This window comes from Streptacidiphilus albus JL83 (assembly GCF_000744705.1).
Classification (GTDB): domain Bacteria; phylum Actinomycetota; class Actinomycetes; order Streptomycetales; family Streptomycetaceae; genus Streptacidiphilus; species Streptacidiphilus albus.
Map to the genome: position 1 here is coordinate 9090238 of NZ_JQML01000001.1, position 23196 is coordinate 9113433.

Sequence of the window (23196 nt, forward strand, 5' to 3'; positions counted from 1 at the left end):
GCAGCTGACGGGCAGTCCGCTCGCCCCCGGTAGCAGGGAGACGCCCCGACGCCCCTGTCGGTTCCCGGGTGCCACGGTGATCCCGGGCGACGGCCCGGCCCGACTGTTCGCACCAACGTCCTTGTCGACCGCTGCCGAGCAGACATGTGGTCGGCACTCGGGGGTAGGCGCACCGGGACCGAGTGTCGGATCGATCGAAGGATGAACGCCATGCTACTGCTGGGACTACTGCTCGTGGGGGCGACCGCGGCCTTCACCTTCCTGCTGGTCGCCTACAACTCGTCCGGCGGCCCGGCCTACGAGGTGATGATGTTCGGGCACCACCTCGCCACGGTGAGCGGCCCCCGGATATTCCTGGCCGGCATCGCCCTGTCGCTGGTCTTCGCCCTCGGCTGCGCCATGCTCCTGGCCGGTGGAGCCCGCGCGCGCAGCCAGCGGGTGGAACTGCGGGCGACCAGGGCCGAGGCGAGGCGCACCGCCGCCGAACGCGACGCCCTGGCGGAGCGCCTCGGCGGGACCGACCCGACGCCGGCCCCCGCAGCACCCGCAGCACCCGTCGCACCCGTCGCACCCGTCGTCATGCGGAAGAGCCGCATCCGGACCGGTGCAGCGACCACGGACGCCGCCGTGGACCCCGGCGACGGCGGGGCGGCTCCCGGCGAGGCCGTCGCCGAACCCGTGTCGGGGAAGCGGCCGTTGGGCCTGCGCGGCAGGTTCGGTCTCTGACGAGGGGCCGTCCCGGAGTTCCAGCGTCAGGGGGATCGGTACCCGGCTGGTCGAGCACGCCCTCGCGGCGGCCGACGGCGAGGGTGTGCCGCTGGTATTCCTGGAGGGTTCGCCGCGCTACTACGGGTTGGCCGCCCACGAGCCGTGGGCGGCAGGCGCCTTCGTCTACTCGGAGGCCTTCTGGGCCTTCGACTGCGTCGGCCCGCGCGAGCCGGACGCGGCCGGGTCGGCCACCGGCCGAGGTGGGGGCGGGCCGGGCGCGGGGATCCGGCTGAGCAGGACCACGACCAGGGCCAGCACTGTTGCGGCGCAGCTCAGCCCGAACGATGCGGTGCAGCCGAAGCGGTGCGCGAGTTGTCCGGCGGCGACGGCGGCCAGACCCTGACCGATGATCAGGGCGCTGCCGAGCCAGGTCATGACCTCGGCCATCCGCTGTGCCGGGGCCCTGCTCGCGGCCAGCGAGAAGAGGGCGATCAGGGTGGGGGCGACGGCGGTGCCGACGAGGACCAGGACCAGGGCGGCCGCCGACGGTGTGTGCACCAGCAGCAGACCGGGTGCCAGCACCGCCTGCACGGCGAGCGACCGGCGCAGCCTGGAGGGCAGCGGCAGTGGCCCGGGCCGCGCGGTGACGAGCAGGCCCACGAGGGCGCTGCTCACCCCCATCGTCGCCCAGACCAGCCCGGCGACTCCGGGATCGGAGGCGGCCATCGCATTCACCCCGGCGTTGGCCGAGCCGAAGAACATGCCCTGCAGCAGCGCCAGCGCCAGCAGCGGCCGCAGCACGGGCGGAAGCGGGGGCGGCGGGCCGGCCGGGGTCCGGCTCGCCGCCACGGCCGGGGAGCCGGAGGGGTGGAGGGCGAAGAGCGTGCCGAAGACGGCGATCAGTGCGGCGGCCAGCAGCAGCCCGGACACCGGCGGCAGCGTGAACGCCAGCAGCCCGGCCAGTGCGGGGCCCGCGACGAAACTGATCTCGTCCAGGGTGGCGTCCATCGACAGCGCAGCGCCGATCAGTCCCTGACCGTCGGCGCGCTGCTCGGCCAGGCGGACCCAGCGGCTGCGGGACAGCGGTCCGATCTGGGGGACGGTCAGGCCCGCAAGCGCGCTGCACGCGGCCTGCAGCGCCGGTGGGCGGTCCGTCAGCACGGCGGCGACCAGCAGGAGCAGGGCCACCGCGTTGGACAGCGCAGCGGTGAGGACGACGGCATGCTGGCCCCGCCGGTCGGACAGCCGCCCGATCAGCGGGCCGCCGATGGCCTGGCCGACCCACAGGGCACCGGCCACGAGTCCGGCCGTTCCGATTCCGCTGCGGGCCGTGACGACCAGCAGGGTGCCGGTGGGGCACAGGGCAGCGGGCAGCCGGGCGAGAAAGGAGACGGCGGGCAGCCGCGAGCCGCCTGCAAGCGTGGAAACAGCACTGGTCACGGAGCACTCCAACCGGCGCGCCGACCCACCCGTTTCTCCGGCGCGCTGTGGTTTGCCCAATCCGATCACCATAGCGTGCGCAGCGTCCTGCGCGTCGGCCGCATCGGGGTCGACAGGGGCACGCATGGGTTTCGTCAAACGGGGCCCGCAGAGGTCCGCGTACTGACCTTCGTGGCATACCGTGCTGCGGTCGGAAGTTTCTCGGATGTTTCGTACAAGTGAACCCGTTGCTCGGCGTTGAACAGGGGACTCATCGTGACGACTTCACGTCTGTGCGTACCACCGTCCACACCTTCCTCCCCGCAGTCAGGGCCCGTGGCCGAGGAGGCCGCTGACCTGGTGCGCCAACTTGCCGGGGAAGGGCACTTCTCGGCCGAGGCCGCGGATCGGCGGATCGGGGAGATCGCAGCCGAGCTGGCCCTGACCGGCAGCTATCGGCAGAGCACGCAGGAACTGCTCCTGGGCAGCCGGATCGCCTGGCGGAACAACCCCCAGTGCGTCGGCAAGTTCTACTGGAAGGGCCTGGAAACCAGGGACTGCCGCGACGCGGGGGCCGATGGTGACGAGGGCGAGCTGTTCGAAGCGCTGGTGGACCATCTCCGGCAGGCCTGGAACGGCGGCAAGGTACGCCTGCTGCTGAGCGTCTTCGCGCCGAGCGGGCCGGAACGGCCGGGCCCCCGGGTCTGGAACGGTCAGCTCATCCGATACGCGGGCTACCGTCGGCACGACGGATCCGTCCTGGGCGACCCGGAGACGGTGGAGCTCACCGAGGCCGTCCTGCGGCTCGGCTGGCGTGGCCGGGGGACCGAGTACGACGTCCTTCCGCTGGTCATCCAGCGGCCGGGACACGAACCCCGACTGTTCGACCTGCCTTCGGACGCGGTCCCCGAAGTGCGCATCAGCCATCCCGAGTTCCCGTTCTTCGAACAGCTGGGCCTTCGCTGGCACGCCTTCCCCACGATCTCCAACCAGGTGCTGGAACTCGGCGGCCTGCGCTACACCCTGGCCCCGTTCAGCGCCTGGTACACCTGCACCGAGATAGGCGCCCGCAACCTGTCCGACACCAACCGCTACGACAAACTTCCGCTGGTGGCCCGGGGAATGGGCCTGGACACCGGCCGGGACCGCACGCTGTGGCGGGACCGGGCGCTGCTGGAGCTCACCGCGGCGGTCCTGCACTCCTACGACCGCGACGGAGTGGCCATCATCGACCACCACTTCGCCACCAAGCAGTTCGTGCGGCACGAGGAGCGCGAGCACAAGAGCGGCCGCACCTGCCCCGCCGACTGGTCCGCGATCGTGCCGGCCACCAGCGGCTCGACCACGCCGGTCTGGCAGCGGCGTTACGAGGCCACCAGGGTCCGCCCCAACTTCGCTCCCCACCCTGCGCCCTGGCAGTCCGGCAGCGTCGCCGGGGCCAGCAGCGTCAACGGAGCCAGCAGCGTCAACGGAGCCGGAGCCGGTCGGTCAGGTCAGTAGCGCCAGCGGGCCCTCGGCCCGTGACAGCAGCCAGTCGCGGGCGCGGTCCCGACCGTGCGGATCGGCGTCGCCGATCCGCAACTGATCGCCCGAGGGGCTCAACACGGGGCGCAGCACGGCTCCGACCCGGTGCGGCAGCGTGGAGCGGGTGATCTCCCAGTGCTCGGCCTGCACCCGGCCGATCGACACCTCGCAGTCCAGCAGCGCCACCGCCTGCGCCCGACCGGCGCAACCGGCGACCTGCTCGGCGAGGGAGACCGCCGACGCGGGAAGGGGGACGGGCCGGTCCCTGGCGTAGCAGAACCAGGAGCCGGCCCGCACCAGCACACCCGTGCAACCCTCCTGCGGATCCTCCAGCAGCGCCGCCGCCGCAAGGGCGTCCGGGACCCGGAGCACCGGCGCCCAGTGCTCCAGGTAGTCCTCGTGCACGCCCTCCTCCACCAGCAGCGCGTCCTGCCCGGCCCGGGCGCTCCGCTCCCAGCGCAGCGTTCCGGCGTCGGGCGCAGCGGTCGGCGGGTGCAGGTCGATCCGGCGGACCCAGCTGAACACGCTGTCGTCCGCCTCCAGCGTGCCGGCGAACGCCTTCTGCTCGCACAGGGCGAGCAACTGCGGACGGTCCAGGTCCGCCAGGCATCCGCTCCCGACCGCCTCGTCGAGGCGCGCTGGTCGGCGCAGATCCCCGAACAGGGAGGGGCCCTGGACCCAGGTGACGGCGGTGGTGCGGTCGGTCGAGCCGTCCGCCTCGCGTACCAGCGTGCGTCGCCAGACACCGCCCAGTTCCGCGATGACGAGGGGAGACGTCGGCATCAGCACTCCGTGGCTCTCAGGTCTCGGCAGCCGGGGCTTACCGGCCCCGACCGCGGTCGGAAGAGCACGCTACGCCATGCCGGGGGAGCACCGCACCGGACCCGTTTCGAACCTCGTCCCACCTCGCCGCACTGTAGGTTCGGGGCATGCGCCGACCGTCACGTGATCTCGTCACCGGATTCGTTGTGCTGGGGACGACGATCATCGTCATTGCCGGCCTGTTCCTCGTCTACGTGGACGGCATGCGGAACGGGATGCAGCACCTGCCCTGATGAGTCGAGCCGGCGAAGGGAGCCGCACCCCTCCCGTCGCCGGTGGCTCCGGTCTAGAGCTGGGTGGCGCCGCCGTCGACGAGCAGCTCTGCGCCGGTGGTGAAGGAACTCTGGTCCCCGGCCAGGTAGAGGGCGGTGGCGGCGACCTCGTCGGGGCGGCCCAGGCGGCCGAGCGGGGTCGGCGCGCCGGACTCCCCGGGTGCTGCGGCCGGATCGCCCTGCGGCAGTACGGCCCGCAGCCCGTCGCCGCCGGGAGTGGCGACGGGGCCCGGGGTGAGGGCGTTGACCCGGATACTGCGGCCGGCGAGTTCGGCGGCCCAGGTGCGGGCCAGACTGCGGATCGCGGCCTTGGTGGCGGCATAGACGCTCAGGCCGGGGACGCCGAGCAGGGCCGCGCTGGAGGACAGCAGGATCACCGAGGCGCCGGCCGACAGCAGCGGGAGGGCCTTCTGGACGGTGAAGACGGTGCCCTTGAGGTTGGTGGAGGTGGTGCGGTCGTACTCCTCCTCGGTGATCTCGCCGAGCGGGCCGTATCCGCCGCCCCCGGCGTTGGCCACCACGATGTCGAGTCGGCCGCTGCGCCGGGTGATCTCGGCGAAGAGCCGGTCGAGGTCGTCGAGCTCGGTGCCGCGCATGGCGGCCCGGACGCTGAGCCCGTCGATCACGGTCAGGATCTGCACGGCCGTCACATCGGGGTGGTCGGTGTGGAACTCGCCGCCGGCGACGCCGTCGTCGATCAGTGCGGCGAGGGAGTCCCTCCAGGCCACCATCTGGCGGGTGACCTCTTCCAGCAGCAGCAGCAGCGGTCGGCGGCGACCGGCCTGCCAGGCGTCGAGCCACAGCAGGCTGACCTCGTCGCGCTGCTCGCCGGCCATGAGCGCCAGGAGGTTGCGGATCCGGCCCGTCGGGTCCTCGGCGCCCTGCTCGGCGGCGGCGAACACCTGCCGGCGTTCCCCTACGGCCGCGTGGGCGAACGCGGTGGCCAGCAGCTCGTCATGATCGGCTCGATCACCAACAACGTCCTGACCGCCTACCGCTCCGGCCTCGCCCCGCAGGCGGTGGGCATCCCCTGGAAGCGGTCGGCCACCGTCTTCTTCGACGGCGTCACCGCCGTCGCCCTGACCCTGTACGCGCTGTTCATCTCCGACTTCCTGGACACCCTCAACAACGTCCTCACCCTCTCGGTGGCCGTGCTCGGACCCAGCATGGCCCTCTACGGCACCGACATCCTCCTGCGCCGCAACCGCTACGACGGCGAGCAGCTGCACGACGAGACCCCGGGCAGCCGCTACTGGTACCGGCACGGCGTCAACTGGGCCGGCGTCGGTGCACTGGTCCTCGGCACCGCGGCAGCCCTGCTGTGCGTCGACACCCCGGTCCTGGTCGGCCCGGTGGCCACGGCGCCGGACGGAGCGTGCGGCCACCGCGGCGCGGGGCGGGACGCAACCCGCGCTGTCCGCAGCGGCGCGGCCGCACACCAGCTGATCCGACCCGCCGTCAACCGGTGACCGCGCCGGACGGACCGGCTGCGGCACAGCTGCGGAACAGGTTCATCCTCCCGTCATCCGGATCATGGTGCGAGGTCGGCGCCGGTTCCGCCGGTACTGCGACGATCCGGGGCGAGGTGTCGTGTCCGTCCGGTCGACAGCCCCGAACCATCCGAAGGACCCCCATATGAACCGCACCGTCGCCACCGGCGTCGCCCTGGCCGTGACCCTGACGGCCACCGCCGTCACCCTCACCGGCGGCACCGCCTCGGCCCAGGACCTGAGGCGTACCCCGCACGTCGACCGGCACTACTACACGACGATGACGCCGTACCAGCCGCAGGAGGGACTCAACGGCTACCAGCGCGCGCCGAAGGGCTTCACCCCGGTCTTCACGGAGGACGTCATCCGTCACGGCGCGCGTGCCATGACGGACAGCAGCGACGTGGACGCGGTGCTCGCGGTGGTCCGGAGCGCGCAGGCCCAGGGGCAGCTGACCGGACTCGGTGCGCGACTGGGCCCCCAGGTGCAGGCGCTCCAGGCCGCTGCCACGTCCGTCGGCTACGGCAACCTCTCCGGCCTCGGGGTGCAGGAGCAGCAGCAGTTGGCGCTGCGCCTGGAACGTCGCCTGCCCTCGCTCTTCACCGCCATTGCCGCGAAGCAGGAGCCGATCGAGGTGGAGACCTCCGGCGTGGCCCGCGTCGTGGCGAGCGCCAACGCCTTCACCAGCAGCCTGGCCACCGGCGACCCGGCACTGGCCGGGCTGATCCAGGCCCCGGTGACCGACAAGAACCTGCTGTACTTCCACAAGCAGCCGCAGAACGCCGACTACCAGGCGTACCTGGCGAGCGACCCGGAACTGGCCGCGGTGCTGGCCGAGATCGACGGCGGGCCCAGCACCGTGGAGTCCGCCGAGCACATCGTCTCGCGCCTGTTCGACGCGCGCTTCGTCAAGGCGATGTCCAGCGCCGACCAGATCTCCTTCTCCACCTCGCTGTACAACCTCTACAGCGCCGCGCCCGACCTGAGCGTGGAGGCCCCGGACGTGGACCTCGATCCCTTCCTGCCGGCCCAGGACGCCCACTGGTTCGCCTACCTCGACGACGCCACGTCCTTCTACCAGAAGGGCCCGGCCTTCAGCGGACGCACCATCACCTACAACATGGCCAGTGTCCTGCTGGACGACCTGTTCACCCAGGCCGAGGCGAAGGCCGACGGCAGCAGCGACGCGGGCGCCGTGCTCCGGTTCACCCATGCCGAGGAGATCATCCCGCTCGCCGTCCTGCTGGACCTGCCCGGCAGCACCGAGGCCGCGGACCCGGACCAGCCGTACACGTACCGGAACAACCCCTGGCGCGGCGCGCAGGTCACCCCGATGGCCGCGAACGTCCAGTGGGACCTGTACGCCGGCCCCGCCGTGGGCGGCAGCCGCGGCAGTTCGACCGCCGCCGGGGGCAGCGAGTACCTGGTGCGGATGCTGTACAACGAGAAGGAGACCGCCTTCAAGCCCTCCTGCAAGCCGATCGCCAAGGGCAGCTACTTCTACGACCTGAACGAGTTGGAGCGCTGCTTCAACCAGGGCTGACGCCCCCGCCCCCGGCCCCGGCTGCGCCCCCGGCCCCGGCTGCGCCCCGGGGCCGGGTGGCGCCCCGCGCATCCGGGGAAGCCCGTCGGGTGGACCGCCTCCGCAGGTCCCGGGCGAGTCGATCACCTGCTCGACCCGGGATGGACGAGACTTCGAAGGTGATGAACCGTCAGACTGGATTTTCCCGGCGACTGCTCCTCGGCGCCGGTGGGGTCGCGCTGCTCAGTTCCTGCGCCCGGGCGCGGACCTCCGGTGACGCGCTGCCGAGCCGGGCCGAGCCGGGCCCGACCGGTTCGCATCCGCCGGCCGGGACGCCGCCCCGGCACCTGGCGGAGCCGTTGTCGGCGGTCCGGGGGACCGCCCCTCCGGCGGAGCAGCCGGAGTACTCGGTGGACGCCGGGCCGATGACCCTGGCCCTGACGTTCGACGACGGCCCGGGCCCTCGGTACACCGCCCAGGTCCTGGCGATCCTGCGCCGGTACGGCGTCACCGCGACCTTCTTCATGATCGGCGAGAACGTCGAGAAGTACTCCGACGTCCTGCGCCAGGTCCTGGCCGAGGGCCACCACGTGGGCAACCACACCTGGTCCCATCCCGACCTGGGCAAGCGGTCCGACGCCCAGGTCCGTACGGAGATCGAGCGCACCAGCGAGATCATCGCCGCGGCCGGACGCGTCCGGCCGCCGAGCCTGTTCCGCGCGCCTTACGGCTACTTCACCCGGGCGTCGTTCGACGTCTGCGCCGACCTCGGGCTGCGGCCGGTCTCCTGGTCGGTCGACCCCAGGGACTGGTCCAACCCCGGCGCCGACGCGATCGTCGACACGGTCCTGAGCCGGGCCTGCACCGGCTCGATCGTGCTGGAGCACGACGGCTGCCTCATCGACGGACCCATCGAGCCCGGTGGACCGGCGGACCGCTCCCAGACCGTCGCGGCCCTCGCCGACTACCTCCCCCGCCTCATCCACAACGGCTACCGCTTCACCGCGCTGGGGCCGCAGTCCTGAGCGGCCACCCCCCCGGCTGTCGAGGCGGCCCGGCGACCGGGTCGCCCAGGTTCTCCCCCTTTCCACCTATTGGTCCAGACCAATCCATTATAGTGTCGGTGCGCAGTCAAGTAATTACGCGAAGCGATCGTGGGGGTCTCTTCAGCATGTCCGATATGCACTGTCCGCAGCGGCACGCCTTCGAGCGCGTCGCCCAGAACCTCAGCCGCCGTATCACGCAGGGTCAGTTCCCGCCCGGGCGCAATCTGCCCTCCGAGCGGGAACTGGCCCGCCAGTTCCAGGTCAACCGCCTGACCGTGCGCGCGGCGCTCGACCGGCTGGCCGATCAGGGCCTGGTCCGGGGCGACCGGATGGGCACCTATCCGCTCCCGCCCGGGGGCGCCGAAGGGGAGCCCGAGCCGAAGGCCCCGGTCCGCCCGGCGCCGGCCTTCCCCGGTGTGGTCATCGACCCGGACGAGTCCGCCGTCGCCACCTCCTGGCTCCAGCAGCACTCCCTGGAGCCCGAGGAGTCCGCGCTGCTCGCCGCGCGGCCCGGCGAGGCCAGCCTCGTCTACCACGAGCAACTGCTCGGCCATCAGGGAAGGGTGCTGCAGACGTCCCGCACCTGCCTGGCCCCGGATCTGGTGCGGCTGGTGCCACAGCTCGGACGCCTCCGCACCGCCCTCCACGGGCTGGGCGGCCGCGGCATCCCGGCCAGCCTCCAGGACCTGCCCCGATGGGCCGCCCGCGCCCGCGTCCTGCTGCAACCGGTACCCGTCGGCGCCGGGGGGGCAGCGGCCCGGTCGCTGCGCGACCAGTACGGCCGCATCCAGACCCACACCACCTACCTCCTGCCCGCGGACTCCGGACACGCGACCGCCGACTCCGGCCACTCGGCCGAATGCGCCCTGGGCCGGTCGCTGAGTCCGGTCGAACGCGCCTGGTTGGAGGCCTGGGCACTACCGGGCCCCCGGCACGGCGCCCTCGCCCTCCGTGCCTGCCTCATCCTGCTGAGCCAGGAGCACAGCGTGCCCGCGACCGCCCGCCAACTGGGCCTGTCCATCGCCCAGGTCACCGCCTGGTGCGCGCGCTTCCGGGCCGGCGGACTCCAGGCCCTGCGTCCCAACTGACGCCCGTCACGCCCGTCACGCCCGTCAGCAGTCGAAGGCCGACCAGCAGATCTCGTTCCGCAACCGCTGGTCGTCCAGGACGAGTTCGCGAATCGCCGCCGGGAGCTGCTCCCGCTGCCAACGGCACTCGACCCGGCCGGCGCCCGCACCCTCCGGTCCGGGGGCGGTCGCACGCACGGCCTTGATCGCGTAGGCCGCGGCGCCCAGCTCGTGGGCGGCGACGTGCGCCACCACCGCCGCTTGGCCGGCAGCGTACCCGGCGTGCCGCGCGGCTCCGGTCAACTCCCGTGCCGCAGCCATGGCGTGGCCACCCGCCGCCCGGGACCGGGACATTGCGATCTCGCCGCGCGCCCAGGCCCGAACCTGCTCGATCGCCGCGCGGGGCCGCGGGTCCGAGGGCTGCGCCGACTCGAAGAGGTGCAGAACGTGCTCCGCGCACCCGGCAGCCCACAGGGCGAGGAGCCGGTGGTCGGCGTCCGTGAGCGTTCCCCCACGGCGGATGGTGGTGAAGCGGGGGTCGCGCTCTTTGGGGAGGATCATGGTGTTCCCGGGGGTCGGCTGCCCACGCCCGGCGAGGGGGTTCAACGTCGGGCTGTGGAGCCAGAGTTTCACACCCTCGCCACCGCGGGCCGCGCCGCGGCGGTGGGAGGGGACCGGTCGACGCCGAGGTGGCGGCCCCATCCGCTGCTCCAGCCGCCGTGCCGGACGGCACCCCGTACGGGGTGCCGTCAGTCGAGCGCGAGGTCGAGCAGGGCGTTCTCGATCACCTCGGGCATGGCCGGGTGAATCCAGTACTGCCTCCTGGCCATGGAGCGGGCGTCCAGACCGAACGACATGGCCTGGATCAGGGTCTGGATCAGCGTCGGAGCCTCGGGGCCGATGATGTGCGCGCCGAGCAGTTCGCCGGTGGCGGGGTCCGCCAGGATCTTCGCGAAGCTGGTGGTGTCCTCCATGGCCCAGCCGTAGGCGATCCGGCTGTAGTCCTGGGTCGAGGACACATAGGTCCGGCCGAGGGCCTGGGCCTGCTGCTCGGTCAGCCCCACCGAGGCGATCCTGGGCGAGGAGAAGACCGCGTGGGGGACGTAGCGGTGGTCGGAGGTCCAGGGATCCTCCGGATGCAGCAGGTTGTGCTGGACGGTGCGCGCCTCGTGGTTCGCGACGTGCTTGAGCTGCCACGGGGAGGAGACGTCACCGAGGGCCCAGACCCCGGGGACCGATGTCTCCTGCCGACCGTCCACGACGATGCGGCCGTCCGGGTGCAGTGCGAGCCCGCCGGCGGCGGCGTCCACGAGGTCGGAGTTGGGCCGGCGGCCGGTGGCCACCAGCAGCTCGTCGGTTTCCAGCGCCTCCCGACCCCCGGGGCCCTCCAGGTCGAGAACCAGCTCGTCCCCCGCCCGGGCGATGCCCGACAGCTTGCGGTTCAGACGGACGTCCCAGCCGGCCCGCGCCAGCTCGGTGAACCGTCGTGCCACGTCCAGGTCCTCGTGCCGCAGCAGCACGCCGCCCCGGGCGATCAGCGTGATGTCGACGCCCAGGGCGGAGAACACGTGGGCCATCTCGGCGGCGACGAAGCCCGAGCCCAGGACGGCCATCCGGCGCGGCAGCCGCTCCATCCGCATGACGGTGTCACTGGTGTGGTAGCCGATGCCCGGCTCCAGGCCCGGGACGTCGGGGATGTCCGGGCGACTGCCGACCGCCACCACGACCCGGTCGGCAGTGATCGTGGTGGGCCCCTCGGCCGTCTCGACGGTCAGTCGGCGCTCGCCGGTGAAACGGGCGGCGCCCCGGTAGAGAGTGACGTTCTCGCTCCCCGTGGCGCGGTAGCGCTCGCCGCCGGCCGCGATGGGGTCGATGCGGCCGAAGATCCGGTCGCGCACGGCGGGCCAGTCGACGCCGCGGAGAGCCAGGTCGACGCCCAGGGCCGCGCCGTGCTTCGGCGCGTCGGCGGTGTCCGCGGTGTGCACGAACATCTTGGTCGGGATGCAGCCGACGTTGAGGCAGGTGCCGCCGTAGCTGCCGAGCGGGCCGACGCCCTTCTCGACGATGGCCACCTTCCAGTCCGCGAACCGTTCGTCGACGACAGAGTTGCCGGAGCCGGAGCCGACGACGACGAGATCGAAGTGCTGGTCCATGATGGGGAATCCCTTTCTGCTGGCGGAGGCGGCGGTGGTGCTCCGCCCGCTCCGGAGCCGATCCTGCCAGGCCCGCAGGGGTCGGCGTGGCCCGACGATCGCGCCGGGGTGATTGAACTCGGGGCTCTGCTTGGTGAGAGGGTGGGATGCGGAATTCCAACCCACACGAAGGCAGGACCCGGACATGACGGCCGTACACGGCAGCACTGTCGAAATCCCGACCCAGGACGGCACGGCGGATGCGTACTTCGTCCACCCCGAGGGCGACGGACGCCACCCGGCGGTGGTGCTCTACCAGGACGCGTTCGGGCCGCGGCCGGCGCTGAACGCGATGGCCGACCGGCTGGCCGCCGAGGGCTACGCCGTCCTGGTGCCCAACGTCTTCTACCGCGAGGGCCGCGCCCCGGTGGTGCAGCTCCCCGCGTTCATCGACCACGAGAACCGCGGCGAGCTGTTCGGGCAGCTGATGCCGCTGATGCAGGGCCTGACACCGGATCTGCTGGTCGCCGACGCGCACGCCTACCTCGGCTGGCTCGCCGACCGCCCGGAGGTCGCCGAGGGGCCGGTCGGCATCACCGGCTACTGCATGGGCGCCCGGCTCGCCCTGTACACCGCGGGCGCCTACCCGGACCGGGTGGCCGCGGTCGGCGGGTTCCACGGCGGGCGGCTGGCCACCGACCAGCCCGACAGCCCGCACCTGGCGGCTGCCACGATGACGGCGGAGGCGTACTTCGGCCACGCCGACCAGGACCAGTCGATGCCGCCCGAGCAGCAGGAGCGCCTGGACAAGGCCCTCACCGAGGCCGGCGTCGCCCATCGCAGCGAGGTGTACCAGGGGGCGGGCCACGGCTACACCCAGTCCGACACCTCCGAGTTCGACGCGGAGGCGACGGAGCGTCACTGGGCGGCGCTGCTCGACCTGTTCGGCCGCACGCTGCGCGGCTGACCGCGCGCTGGGCCCGCCGGTCGGGGCGGCCCGGGTTCAGCCCCCGGGCCGTCCCGACGCCGTCCCCGAAGTGGACCACTGACCGCTGGTGCGGAACCACTGGACGGTCTGCTCCAGGCCTTCGCGCAGCGGGGTCGGCTCGACCTCGGGGAACAGGGAGCGCAGCCGGGCGTTGTCCGCCCGGGAGTGCGTGACGTCGCCGGTGCGGCGGGAGGCCGGGGCATCGGCGTTCATGGGGCTCCTAACCGAAGGGGTGGGGGTGACCGGGCCCGCCGCCGGAGGGCAGCGGAAGGGTTCCGGGAGCGAGCACGCGCACCACGTGCACCCCTGCCTCCCGGGCGGGCGCAGCGGTGGTCTCGACCAGGACCACCTCCCGGCCGGTGTGCTCGGCCAGGACGTCCAGCGGGTCGCTCCGCACGGTCCGCCCGCCGGTCGCCGGCGGGTCCTCGGCGGCGGGCCGCACGTCCCACAGCCGCAGGCTGTCCTGGCGGTGGTAGGTCCACAGCGCGTGCTGGACGGCGGTGGTCGGCAGGTCCGCGCCGCGCCACTGGTCCCAGGCCCGGCGGGCGACCTGGGTCCCCATGCTCCAGCGGACCATGACGGCCTCGTAGGCCGCCTTCTCGACCAGGGCTCCGAGGGTGTCCGCCGGCCCGCAGCCGGCGCCGAACGCCTGGCCGGTGCCGTCCGGCCGGTGCAGACAGACGACGGCGCAGGCGGTCCCGGCCGGGGCGGGAACCGTGAACGCCGTCGCCACCAGCCCCTGGACCCGGAGGTGGTCGGCCAGCGGCTCCGTCGGAGCCAGTGGGACCAGACTGGGCGGCCGGTCGGCGATCCGGTACCAGCTGCGCCGGACCAGGTCGCGTTCGAGCAGCTCCCAGGCCGCGTGCCGGGCCGCCGACGCCAGATCGGGGTGGGCGGCGACGCCGGTGGAGCCGACCGCCTCCGGGGCTTCGCATCCGGCTGGGGGCCGGTGCTGGAGGAAGGCGGACCCCGCCGGGACGAAGACCTCCGCCCCCCGGACCGTCCGACCGCGCACCCACAGCCGTCTGGCGTCGGCGCGCAGTTCGGGTTCGAGGGTGCGAACCCCCCTGCGGTGCAGTTCCTCGCGGGTGCCGACGGTCTCGGCGGCGGCCTCGGCCTCCCGACCCGCCATCACGTTTCCCAGCCGCTCCAGCAGTTCGCCGCGCGCACTCAGGGCCACCTGGACCCGGTCGTGTCCCACGGCGCTGCCGACCAGCACCGGCTCACCTCCGGCCGCGCTGGTCCGGTCGAACGCCGCCGAGCGGGCGGCCACCCGGGCGAACAGCAGGCCCGGCTGCTCCGGGTAGGGCGCGAACACCTGGGGCGCCCACGCCGTCACTCGTGCGCTCCGAGTACGCCCGCGCACTCCCTGAGCAGCCGGATCCCGTGCGCGGTCAGCAGCTCGGTATGGGTGCCCAGGGTGTCCACCGCCTGCCGTGCGGAGCCGAGCAGCCGTTCGTGCCGGGCGCCGACCACCGGGTCCGGGTCCAGGTGCACCAGCCGCCGGTACAGCAGCACGCTGCGGGCCAGCACCACGGTCTGCTGGAACAGCCCGGTCAGCGGCCGCGGGTCGGCCCGCAGCGGGGTCGCGACCAACAGGACGCCGCGTCGGCCCGAAGCGTCCGAGCCCGCTTCCCGGGGCTCTTCGGGGAGCAGGAACGGATCCGTCAGGGCCGCCGCGTTGCACCTGGTGTGGGTGCCCTCGTGCACCAGCGCCTCGGCGAATCGCACCGGGCCGGGCAGCCCGGCGGCGTCGGCGGTCAGCCGGGACCGGTTCACCAGGACGGCGCCGTGCACGGTGAAGTCGGTGAAGCCGTCGATCGCGTCGCCCCGCAGCAGCGCGACCTCGGCGACCGTCTCGCTGACCTCTGCGGCCGCCTCGGGCCAGACCCGGGTCAGCAGCCCGACGGCCCGGGCCAGCGCCTCCCGCTCCGACTCCCGCCAGACGGCGACCTCGGCGGTGGCCGGCTGCCCGTCCTCGCCCAGGCGCGTCGGAACGGACCGCAGTGCGCGGGCCACACTGCGGACCAGGTGCTGCTGCGGGTCGGTCGGTCCGAAGGCGGGCGGTGACAAGCGTTCCAGACGGGCCGTCAGTACCCGCCGCTGCTCCGGGGAGAGGGGACCCGACCGCAGTGCCCGCTGGGCGAAGTGGGCCGCCTCGACCGCCGCCGGGTGCCGGAGGGCGTCGCTGCCGGGCGGCGCCAACTCCGCCCGTTCGAGCACGCCGCGGATGCGCCGCAGCAACTGTGTCCGGTCCTCGACGGCCTCCGTCGCATCCGGTTCGACGTGCATGCTCCCCCTCCCGGCGGGTTCGGGCAGTGACGTGCGGCGGACCGGAAGGGCTCGCCGTACGGAGTTCGGTCGCGCCGTCAGGTCCTAGTCGCGCGAGGGGAGATCCACCATCAGCGCGAGCTCGGGCAGGTCCTCTTCCGTGAGCTGCTCGATTTCCTCATTCATTGAGGACTCCCTTCACCTCACCGGCCCCACCGTGCTCGGTGGGAGCCGCCGACAGTGCCATCGTCCGTTATGGAACTGGTCGCCGCCAGGGGCGGGTGGCCGCTTATGACGTGTACTGGACGAGATGGTGGAGTCCGGAATGCGCCTTGTCGGCGGAGCCCGAGCCGGGGCGGAATCGGCTGATTCGCGGTGGTTCCAGCGGAGGGGAAAGCGGTTCCGGGTGACGCCGACCGGGCGCGGGGTTCGCCGACTGCCGGTTCCGGCCAAGGCGTCGGGGTTCGAGCACGGGCGAGATTGGCCGGATGGGACGGACTTTTCGCACGCTCGACGGGAAGATAATTTGAGGACGGACGCACCTTGTGTCACACGGCCACCAGGCACCTTTTTCCGCCCCGGAAAAAGAGGGCATCCATAGTCAACAGTTCGTCTGGGAATTGATGTTCGGACGCCGTACGAGGTCAGGCCGGTCGACGACTCGAATCCGTCCGAAGGGGGGGAAGCGCATGGCGAGTGACTGGAGGCTCGACGTCGACTGCGGTCGCTGCATCGGTTCGGGCGTGTGCACCAGCGCCGCTCCTGGACACTTCGTGATCGACTCCACCCGCCGGTCGCAGCCGGCCGCCGCGGATGCTTGGACGTCGGCCGGGGCCATGGGTGCCGGGTCCTGCGCGGAGGCCAGCCCGGAAGGGCCCGGCACCCGGCTGGTGGCCGTCCCGTCGCTGCCTACACCCAGGGAGACGGGAGGGCCGGCCCAATGCCGTCCGAGCAGCCGCCGAGGGGGGCTTGGTCTGCCCGGACGGCAGTCCTCAGAGCGACCGGTTCTGTCCCCGGCCGGGGCGTGGCTTCGGCTTCAGGTCGCAGGACGGGCAGATCAGCACCGTCCAGCCGGGCCCGGACGCCTGGTCGACGCTGCCGAGCACTCGGCCGTGGTCGGTGTGCTCGCCGCACTCGCAGCACAGACCCGGCGCTATCTCCGGGCTGCTCATCGCAGGCACGGCGTCGGCGGCCACCACCGGGTGCTCGGTCATGCGACACACCTCGGCCCGAACTCCAGATCCCGGCCGGCGACGAGGATCTGCGGCGAGGCCGCGTAGATCGAGTCGAGCCGCGCCACCCCGGGCGGCGTCAGTTTGCCGTAGCCGGCGGCGGTCATCAGCTTCACGTACTCCACCCAGACGGCCACGGGGACCGTCTCCGGCCGGTGCTCGGCGTAGGGGATCATGTCTCCCCCTCGACGGCGAGGTCCTCGACAACCTGCAGGACGCTGTAGAGCGAGGACACGAGTGCCCCGATCTCCAACTGCAGCTCGGACGCGGGGGCGGCGGACAGGTCACGGCCACGCACACGGTTCAGATCGTTGCGGGCGACTCGGACGCGGAAGTCTTGGGAGGGCGACAGATTCGGCCTCGACTGGTCAATCGTTGTATCCACGGGCTGGCCTCTCGGTGGCTGACCTCACCAGATTTGCGTGACTCACCGTCATAGGCCGATACCCGAGCGGTAATCTCACCGTGAGATGCATTCAGGTGCAGCGCACATAGGGAAGGTCATGTCGACCACACTGGTGCCCATCGAACTCCCCGACTGGGCGTGGCAGAACGCAGGCCTCCGCAAGGCCCTGCGCGCCCGCGACATCGCAGCAACCTTTCGCCACGTTCAGCAGTTCGGCCACAGCCAGGCCCGGATCGCGGTGGCGTGCGGCATGACCCAGGGGCGCGTGAACGAGATCATCAACGGGCGCCGGGAAGTCTCCAGGCTCGACGTGTACGAGCGCATCGCCGATGGCCTGGCCATGCCCGACGACGCGCGTCACCTTCTCGGGCTTGCAGCCCAGCGGGAGCGTCATGTCGGCGGTGCCGCGTTCGACCTAGCCGCCTTCCCCGAGGTCGTCCGTGTCTATGCGGCGCAGGCCAGTGCCGCAGCGGAGATCCAGCGCCAGGCCCGAACTGCCGAACAGATCGACGTGCTGGCCGTACGCGGCCTCGGGCTCCTAGGACTGAATGACTCGCTCCTGAGAGCATCTCTCGTACGGGTGGACCAGCCGCCGACAGTGCGCGTCCTCCTCCTGGACCCCGAGTCCCGGTCGGCGGGTGTCCGTGCGGCAGAGATCGGCGAGTCCGCAGACTCACTCGCCTCGGGCATCCGTCTGACCGAATCCAAGCTGCGGGAACTCGTCGCCGTTTGCGACATGCAGGTGTACCGCTACGGTGGCCTACCAACATGGCGCATCGTCAGGCTGGACGCGGCCCTGTACCTGTCTGCGTTCGACGCGGGCTGGGAAGGGCACGACTCCGCCGTATACAAGATCATGGCGACGCCGGCGGGCCCCTTGTTCCGGGGGTTCCGTCGGATGTTCGACTCAATGATCGCCGCCAGCAGCCGTATGGTCTGAGGGGAGCAGTCAGGGATGATCGAGGCAGAGGTCAAGGCCCTCGTCCGCGATCCGGAGCGCGTCATGGCCGCACTGGAAACCCGTGCGAAGGGCCGCGCCGAGGTCTATGAGGACACGTACTACGACACTGCTGACGGCGTCCTCGGGCGTGACGACCGTGAGTTGCGGGTGCGCACCGTCCATGGACCGGACGCGACCAGGTCGGTGCTCACCTACAAGGGGTCTCGGGTGGACAAGGTGACCGGGTCGAAGCCCGAGCACGAGACGGTCGTCGAGAATCCGGAGGCGGTCCACGCGCTGCTGCGCGGTCTCGGATATGCCCCGTCGATCGCGTTCAGCAAGCGCTGCCGGAACTACGAGTTCCGCGCTGCGGGCCGGCCGATGCTGGCGACACTGGCGCGCGTCCCGGAGCTCGACGGCACATTCCTGGAGCTGGAGACGATGGTGAAGGACGACTCGGATCTGTCCGCCGCCCTCGATGACGTCCGCGCTGTGCTTCGGGAGCTTGGTGTCAATGACGATGATCTGACGAACGAGCTCTACACAGACGCGGTCGCGGCACGCCGATAGGGCGCTCCCGGGGGTCCTGGCCGAGGTCGAGCAGGACCCCCGACCGCCGCACCGCGCTAGCTAGCATGATCGACGCAGTGGGCCGGGGGACGCGGAGGGACGGGGCGGATGAGCAGTAGGGCGCAGCGCAGGAGGAAACCGCAGCCGGGCCGGGGAACGGCGGCCGTCGCCCCGCCCGACCCCCGGGACGAGGCGCTGCTGGCGAAGGCCGGTCCGGAGGGGATACCCGCCGCGGTGAGCCTGAGGCGCGACCGGCTGGGGTACGCGGTGCTCCTCTCCCTGGTGCTGGGAGTGGGGGTGGTGCTGCCGGCGGTGCTCGAACGAGGCGGGGAGATCCGGTCCGGGGCGCCGGTGGCGGGCGCGTTCGCCGGCCTGGCGCTCGGGCTGGGGATCCCGCTGCTGCGCAGCACCGGGCGCACCGTGTGCCACGGCCCCGGCGGGAGTCTGCTGACGGCCAGAACGGTGTCCGGCCCACGCACGGTGGACCTGGCCTCGCTCACCCGGGTCGACCGGTTCCACCGGGCGGCCGGGCGGGGCCAGTGGCTGGACCAGCTGATCGTCACCGACGGTCGCGGGGTGCGGTTGCGGGTCGACGACGAGAAGGCCCTGGCGCAGATCGCCGCGCTGCTCGCGGCGGATCCCGGCACCGTCCGGATCTCCGGGGCGGCGCGCATCCGGCTCGGGCTGACCGCGCCGGCCAAGGACGAGGTGTTCCGCCGCGGGCTGGGCGACTTCCTGGCGAGCGTCTTCGCGCCGATGGCGTACGCCCTCGCGGGCATCCTGCTCACCTGGGTCCTGGCCTCCGGCTGACGTGAGCCGGCGGGCCGAGCGCCTTCCCCGGGTCCGAACTCCAGCCGATCGGCGGGGTGCGGGCACCCGAGGCGCGGGTTGTCCCGGTGATCGATCCGGGAGAGGGTCGTGGGACGGTAGGGCGTGCCTGCGCCGCGGACGGCTGTCGGGCCCGTGGCGGCCGGATCCCCGGGGCTCGGACGATCAGCGTGACGAGGGGTGGGGGTTCCGGATGCGGTTCACCGGAGTGTGCGTCGGGACAGTGGCCTGCCTGGCCGTAGCAGGAGTCGTCGGGTGCGGAAGCACTGTCGCGCGGCACGCCGGCGCCCCCGGCTCGGCATCCGCCTCGTCGGAGCCGACGGCGACGGCGGACCTGTCGGCGGGGGACATCCTCCAGCGGGCCAGGGCGGCCGGGGCGCGGGTCTCATCGTTCACCATGGCCTTCAGCTACGTTCCCGACCCGTCCGACCCCGAGCCGCTGCACCGTTCCGCCCGCCTGTCCTGGGACCGGGCCGGCCACTGCACCGGCGAGGTCACGATAGCGGGGCGGGGCTCGGCCGAGGTCGTGGTCTCCGGCGGCACGACCTGGATCAGGCCCGACGCCGCGTTCGCGCGGGCCGAGTTCGGGCCTGCGGCAGCCGCGATGCTGGCCGGCAAGTACCTCAAGGGCCCCACGACCGATCCGCACTTCGCCGATGTCTCCATGGTCACCGACGAGTACCAGAAGGACCTGTGCCAGTCGGGGGTGCTGGAGCTGGCCATCCCGGACGAGGACGACCAGTCGTCGACCAAGTTGGGCAGGGCGACCGTCGACGGCGTGCCCACCGTCGACGTCCTGCCCAACGGCAAGGGGACGGCCGACACCTTCATCGCCGCCGAAGGCACTCCCTACGTGATCCGGAGCGGCGGGCCGGGCGGCACCACCTTCAGCGACTACGGCCGGCCCGTGGCCTTCCAGGAGCCCCCGGCGGCCCTGACCGTGAACGTGGCCCAGCTTCACGCGGGGTGACACCCTGCACCGGCCCGTGCCCTGATCCGCTCCCGAACCTCCCCGGTGCAGCAGTCCGCCCCGCTGGACGGGATCCAGCGGGGCGGATGCGCCGACCGGGCCCGTCGCCGGCCTGGGCCGGCGGTCCACGGTGCAGCGGGACGGCGGTGCAGCGGGACGGCGGGAAGCCGGGGCTAGAAGCCGGAGAGCCCGTCGGGGGTGCCCAGGCCGGTCGGTCCGTCCCAGCCGGGGCCGGCGATGCACAGAGCGGTGCAGCCGCTGTTCGCCGGGGCGTTCTGACCTATGGTCACATCGTTGAACGCCGAGGACGGGTCCGCGTAGAGGGTGTTCGGGCCCTCGACGTCGGCCAGGTTCCCGGCACGCGCGTAGATCCCGGCGATGAACGGGCTGGACTCGCTGGTGCCGCCCACGGTGATCCAGCCGTAGGGCTGGTTGGAGTAGGGGGCGTAGTCGTCGTAGATGGCGGCGCCGGTGGTCGGGTCGGCGTCGGCGGAGACGTCCGCGTCGGCGCGGTGGCCGCCGCAGTTGGCCGACACGGCGGTGGGCTGTCCGAGCGCGGGCGGCAGTTCGGCGGCGCAGCCGCTGCCGGAGCCGTCCCAGGCGGTCTCGGTGTAGCCGTTGTGGCCGGCGCCGGGCGTGCTGTAGAGGGCGGTGCCGCCGACGGAGGTGACCGTGGGCAGGTTCTGCGGCCAGCCGGAGGGCGTGCCCTCGTACCCGCCGTCGCCCGAGGAGGCGGTGATCGCCATGCCCGGGTGGAAGAAGTCGCGGGCGGCCGCGCCCAGGTCCAGGGTCGCGTCGGGGTCGAACTGGTAGCTGACGCTGGCCGCGGCGGCCCCGAGCTTGGCGGCGGTGTTCATGGCGACGCCGAAGTCCTCGGCGGCCTGGTCCTCACTGGTGGTGATGTCCCGGTTGACGGTGATCTCCAGGATGTGGCACGTCGGGCAGGCGGCGGAGGCCATGTCGACGTCCAGGGTGGTCTCGACGCCCACCTCCTCGTCGAACTGCTTCTGCGCCGTGGTCGTGCCCGCCGCCAGCGGTGCGCCGCCGTGCTCGTTGACCTGCTTGAAGCAGCCGTTGGCGGTGGTGCACGCGGGGAGTCCGTACTGGGCGCGGTAGGCGCCGAGGTCGGCCTCCAGCGTGGGGAACGCGCCCTCGTCCAGGATCGCGATGGTGTTGGCGGAGCCGACGTCGGCGGCCGGCAGGTTGTAGGCGGCGGCGAAGTCCGCCGGCCCGTACCCGACCGGGGTGGTGGTCGCCAGCGGCTTGGTGGAGCTGGGGGCCTGCGTGACGATCTCGGCCATACAGCGGTTGTGCGCGATGCCCGCGCACACCTGGGCCGTGCCCCGGTTCGCGAGCGCGGCGGCCGGCAGGCTCGCCGCCGAGCCGAGGCGGACGGTGGGTGCGGGGCTCTGCGCCTGCGCCGCGGCGGCCGGCAGTACGGCGGTGGCGGCGGCTAACGCGCCGACCGCCGCCACGGACAGGGCTGCCTTGCGGAGGTTCGTCAAGAGGGTTCCTCTCACTCGGCGCACGGCGTGCCGGTATTGCGGTGGCGGCCGCCGGGCGCAGCATGTTGACGTGTTCATGAGTGAAGTTCGATGCAACAGTCACATCGCGGAACCGCCTGCGTCAATGGGGCCTGCAGTGCACAGCCCGGACAAGGGAGGTCCTGCCGTGCCACCGGGGCCGGCGCAGCCTACTGCTGAGGCCGAATCAGCTCGTACAGGTCTCCTGGCGTCACGTCCCCGGCGATGCGCCCGTCGTCGAACAGGTGCACCCCCGCGTCCAGGTAGCACTGGTCGACCAGCTGCGAGCAGATCATGTGGCGGGTGTCGGCGACGAAGCGCCTGACGACCGGCGGCCGCAGGCGGAGCCGCGCCAGGGCGAGCGAGCCGTAGTCCAGGAAGGAGTACGGCACCCCGATGTAGCTGTGGGCCGCGGCGACCAGGCGCTCGCGCTGCTCCTCGGTCAGCGCGATCCGGCCGGTGGACCACAGGGGCCGGTAGTCGTCGTACTGCGTCAGCGGTGCCAGGTGTGCCCCGCCCGGCTGCGCCTCCACCAGCTGTCCGTCGCCCACGGCGACGAAGGCGTGCTCGTAGTCCTCGTACCCGCAGCCGTCGAGCCACTGGCCGAAGCGGATCAGGCGGCCGACGTCGCCGGGTATTCGCACGACGGCGAAGTCACCGGGCAGGGACAGGGACAGGGGCGGGGTTGTGGTCATGGATGCCCTCCGTACTGGCCGCAGGCGTGCACAAGCGCGCAAGCGCAGTATCGCGCGGGATCCGGGCCAGGTCACGACCCCGGACGGACAATGTCTGCCGGCCTCGCGGGCGGTCGTGGCGGGCGCGCCGCCGAGGGTGCCCGCTGGAGTCGCACCCCGCAGCTGGAGGGGATCGGCCGCTTCGGCTGGGTCACCGATCCCGAGGGCAACCGGGTCGAGCCGTGGCAGCCCGCCTGAGCGTGCGTCACGCCGCCGCCGTCCGCTCAGGGGCGCAGGACGTGCAGGCCGGGGAGGTTGACCACCACGGCCTCCTGGGTGCTGCGCGCGATCACGACCACGGCCTCCTGCTCGGGGTCGGGGTTCTCCTCGCGGTGCGGGACGAACGGCGGCACGAAGATGTAGTCGCCGGGACCGGTCCGCAGTCGGATCTCCCGGGTGCCGCCGTCGGCGGCCTCCTCCAGGAAGACGAACTCCGGTCGGCCGCTGACGACGTAGATCGCGGTCTCGGAGTCCCCGTGGTGGTGGTCGGCGGAGGAGGTGGCCGGGGCGACGTGGGTCTGCCCCATCCACATCCGCTCGGAGCCGACCCGTGCGCCGCTGATCGCCGCGAAGCGGCGCATCCCGCCGGTCTGCGCGGTGTCGCCGTCCAGGTCGTCGGCCCGGACGTGGTGGACCCGGGTGCGCGCGACCGCCTTCGACCGGGCGTCGCCGTCGGCCTCGGTCAGGTCGGGGTGGAAGCCCTCGTGGTGGCTGCTGTGCCGGGTGCTCATG

General features: G+C 72.6%; 27 protein-coding genes. 13 read left to right on the forward strand and 14 right to left on the reverse strand.

Annotated elements, in window-relative coordinates:
• The first annotated feature begins 210 nt into the window (after positions 1-210).
• A complete protein-coding gene (locus BS75_RS48865) occupies positions 211-726 on the forward strand; it encodes a hypothetical protein (protein WP_052070304.1) in 516 nt (171 codons plus the stop codon).
• A 165-nt stretch (positions 727-891) separates the two neighbouring features.
• On the opposite strand, the gene BS75_RS39390 is transcribed toward BS75_RS48865, so the two are convergent.
• A complete protein-coding gene (locus BS75_RS39390; protein WP_052070306.1) occupies positions 892-2148 on the reverse strand; it encodes an MFS transporter in 1257 nt (418 codons plus the stop codon).
• 255 nt (positions 2149-2403) lie between these two features.
• On the opposite strand from BS75_RS39390, the gene BS75_RS39395 reads away from it, so the two are divergent.
• Positions 2404-3627, forward strand: a complete 1224-nt coding sequence (locus BS75_RS39395; protein WP_269330729.1) for a nitric oxide synthase oxygenase — start codon at positions 2404-2406, stop codon at positions 3625-3627.
• Here BS75_RS39395 and BS75_RS39400 read toward each other — a convergent pair.
• Positions 3616-4434: a hypothetical protein gene (locus BS75_RS39400; protein WP_052070309.1), complete on the reverse strand. Its 819-nt coding sequence runs from the start codon at positions 4432-4434 to the stop codon at positions 3616-3618. The genes BS75_RS39395 and BS75_RS39400 overlap by 12 nt on opposite strands.
• Before the next feature lie 146 nt (positions 4435-4580).
• Here BS75_RS39400 and BS75_RS51755 point away from each other — a divergent pair, with 146 nt between their 5' ends.
• Complete coding sequence (locus tag BS75_RS51755) at positions 4581-4706, forward strand: hypothetical protein (protein ID WP_267970499.1); 126 nt, start codon at positions 4581-4583, stop codon at positions 4704-4706.
• Between the two features lie 53 nt (positions 4707-4759).
• Here the strand turns inward: BS75_RS51755 and BS75_RS39405 are convergent, their stop codons facing one another.
• Positions 4760-5647, reverse strand: coding sequence for an SDR family oxidoreductase (locus BS75_RS39405; protein ID WP_174515066.1), 888 nt, complete (start codon positions 5645-5647; stop codon positions 4760-4762).
• 24 nt (positions 5648-5671) lie between these two features.
• On the opposite strand from BS75_RS39405, the gene BS75_RS39410 reads away from it, so the two are divergent.
• The 4 genes from BS75_RS39410 (at position 5672) to BS75_RS39425 (ending at position 9891) form a co-directional block, all read left to right on the forward strand.
• Positions 5672-6214: a cytosine permease gene (locus tag BS75_RS39410; protein WP_052070311.1), complete on the forward strand. Its 543-nt coding sequence runs from the start codon at positions 5672-5674 to the stop codon at positions 6212-6214.
• A gap of 166 nt (positions 6215-6380) precedes the next feature.
• On the forward strand, positions 6381-7778 hold the full coding sequence (locus BS75_RS39415) for a histidine-type phosphatase (protein WP_042438939.1): 1398 nt from the start codon (positions 6381-6383) through the stop codon (positions 7776-7778).
• A gap of 161 nt (positions 7779-7939) precedes the next feature.
• Positions 7940-8782, forward strand: coding sequence for a polysaccharide deacetylase family protein (locus BS75_RS39420; RefSeq protein WP_034094704.1), 843 nt, complete (start codon positions 7940-7942; stop codon positions 8780-8782).
• 155 nt (positions 8783-8937) lie between these two features.
• Positions 8938-9891, forward strand: coding sequence for a GntR family transcriptional regulator (locus tag BS75_RS39425; RefSeq protein ID WP_034091647.1), 954 nt, complete (start codon positions 8938-8940; stop codon positions 9889-9891).
• 24 nt (positions 9892-9915) lie between these two features.
• Here BS75_RS39425 and BS75_RS39430 read toward each other — a convergent pair whose 3' ends face one another.
• Positions 9916-10431 (reverse strand): putative immunity protein, encoded by a 516-nt coding sequence (locus BS75_RS39430; protein ID WP_034091648.1) that lies wholly within the window; start codon positions 10429-10431, stop codon positions 9916-9918.
• A 188-nt stretch (positions 10432-10619) separates the two neighbouring features.
• Positions 10620-12023, reverse strand: a complete 1404-nt coding sequence (locus tag BS75_RS39435; protein ID WP_034091649.1) for a mycothione reductase — start codon at positions 12021-12023, stop codon at positions 10620-10622.
• 184 nt (positions 12024-12207) lie between these two features.
• Here BS75_RS39435 and BS75_RS39440 point away from each other — a divergent pair, with 184 nt between their 5' ends.
• Positions 12208-12969 (forward strand): dienelactone hydrolase family protein, encoded by a 762-nt coding sequence (locus tag BS75_RS39440; protein WP_034091650.1) that lies wholly within the window; start codon positions 12208-12210, stop codon positions 12967-12969.
• Positions 12970-13005: 36 nt separating this feature from the next.
• On the opposite strand, the gene BS75_RS39445 is transcribed toward BS75_RS39440, so the two are convergent.
• The 6 genes from BS75_RS39445 to BS75_RS51760 all read right to left on the reverse strand — a co-directional run bounded on the left by BS75_RS39445 (position 13006) and on the right by BS75_RS51760 (position 16791).
• Positions 13006-13203, reverse strand: coding sequence for a hypothetical protein (locus BS75_RS39445; protein ID WP_034091651.1), 198 nt, complete (start codon positions 13201-13203; stop codon positions 13006-13008).
• 7 nt (positions 13204-13210) lie between these two features.
• Positions 13211-14329, reverse strand: a complete 1119-nt coding sequence (locus tag BS75_RS39450; protein ID WP_034091652.1) for a YcaO-like family protein — start codon at positions 14327-14329, stop codon at positions 13211-13213.
• Positions 14326-15282 carry an aKG-HExxH-type peptide beta-hydroxylase gene (locus BS75_RS39455; protein ID WP_034091653.1) on the reverse strand — a complete coding sequence of 319 codons (957 nt, stop codon included), beginning with the start codon at positions 15280-15282 and terminating at the stop codon, positions 14326-14328. Before BS75_RS39455 ends, BS75_RS39450 begins: the two co-directional genes overlap by 4 nt.
• A gap of 971 nt (positions 15283-16253) precedes the next feature.
• Complete coding sequence (locus tag BS75_RS39460; RefSeq protein ID WP_034091654.1) at positions 16254-16475, reverse strand: hypothetical protein; 222 nt, start codon at positions 16473-16475, stop codon at positions 16254-16256.
• A complete protein-coding gene (locus BS75_RS39465) occupies positions 16472-16669 on the reverse strand; it encodes a hypothetical protein (protein ID WP_034091655.1) in 198 nt (65 codons plus the stop codon). The genes BS75_RS39460 and BS75_RS39465 overlap by 4 nt, the downstream gene beginning before the upstream one ends.
• Positions 16666-16791 carry a hypothetical protein gene (locus BS75_RS51760; RefSeq protein WP_267970500.1) on the reverse strand — a complete coding sequence of 42 codons (126 nt, stop codon included), beginning with the start codon at positions 16789-16791 and terminating at the stop codon, positions 16666-16668. The genes BS75_RS39465 and BS75_RS51760 overlap by 4 nt, the downstream gene beginning before the upstream one ends.
• A gap of 205 nt (positions 16792-16996) precedes the next feature.
• Here BS75_RS51760 and BS75_RS39470 point away from each other — a divergent pair, with 205 nt between their 5' ends.
• The 4 genes from BS75_RS39470 (at position 16997) to BS75_RS39485 (ending at position 20207) form a co-directional block, all read left to right on the forward strand.
• Positions 16997-17839: a helix-turn-helix domain-containing protein gene (locus tag BS75_RS39470; RefSeq protein WP_034091656.1), complete on the forward strand. Its 843-nt coding sequence runs from the start codon at positions 16997-16999 to the stop codon at positions 17837-17839.
• Positions 17840-17854: 15 nt separating this feature from the next.
• A complete protein-coding gene (gene cyaB, locus BS75_RS39475) occupies positions 17855-18409 on the forward strand; it encodes a class IV adenylate cyclase (RefSeq protein ID WP_034091657.1) in 555 nt (184 codons plus the stop codon).
• Positions 18410-18517: 108 nt separating this feature from the next.
• Complete coding sequence (locus BS75_RS39480) at positions 18518-19219, forward strand: hypothetical protein (protein ID WP_034091658.1); 702 nt, start codon at positions 18518-18520, stop codon at positions 19217-19219.
• Between the two features lie 415 nt (positions 19220-19634).
• The gene (locus BS75_RS39485) at positions 19635-20207 is read left to right on the forward strand and encodes a hypothetical protein (RefSeq protein ID WP_152646020.1); all 573 of its coding nucleotides are present in this window, start codon (positions 19635-19637) and stop codon (positions 20205-20207) included.
• 173 nt (positions 20208-20380) lie between these two features.
• Here the strand turns inward: BS75_RS39485 and BS75_RS39490 are convergent, their stop codons facing one another.
• A complete protein-coding gene (locus tag BS75_RS39490) occupies positions 20381-21712 on the reverse strand; it encodes a S8/S53 family peptidase (protein WP_052070314.1) in 1332 nt (443 codons plus the stop codon).
• A 188-nt stretch (positions 21713-21900) separates the two neighbouring features.
• Positions 21901-22425 carry a C40 family peptidase gene (locus BS75_RS39495; RefSeq protein ID WP_034091660.1) on the reverse strand — a complete coding sequence of 175 codons (525 nt, stop codon included), beginning with the start codon at positions 22423-22425 and terminating at the stop codon, positions 21901-21903.
• Between the two features lie 90 nt (positions 22426-22515).
• On the opposite strand from BS75_RS39495, the gene BS75_RS51110 reads away from it, so the two are divergent.
• Positions 22516-22662 (forward strand): VOC family protein, encoded by a 147-nt coding sequence (locus tag BS75_RS51110; protein WP_231608029.1) that lies wholly within the window; start codon positions 22516-22518, stop codon positions 22660-22662.
• Positions 22663-22688: 26 nt separating this feature from the next.
• On the opposite strand, the gene BS75_RS39500 is transcribed toward BS75_RS51110, so the two are convergent.
• Positions 22689-23195: a cupin domain-containing protein gene (locus tag BS75_RS39500; protein WP_034091661.1), complete on the reverse strand. Its 507-nt coding sequence runs from the start codon at positions 23193-23195 to the stop codon at positions 22689-22691.
• Position 23196 lies beyond the last annotated feature (1 nt).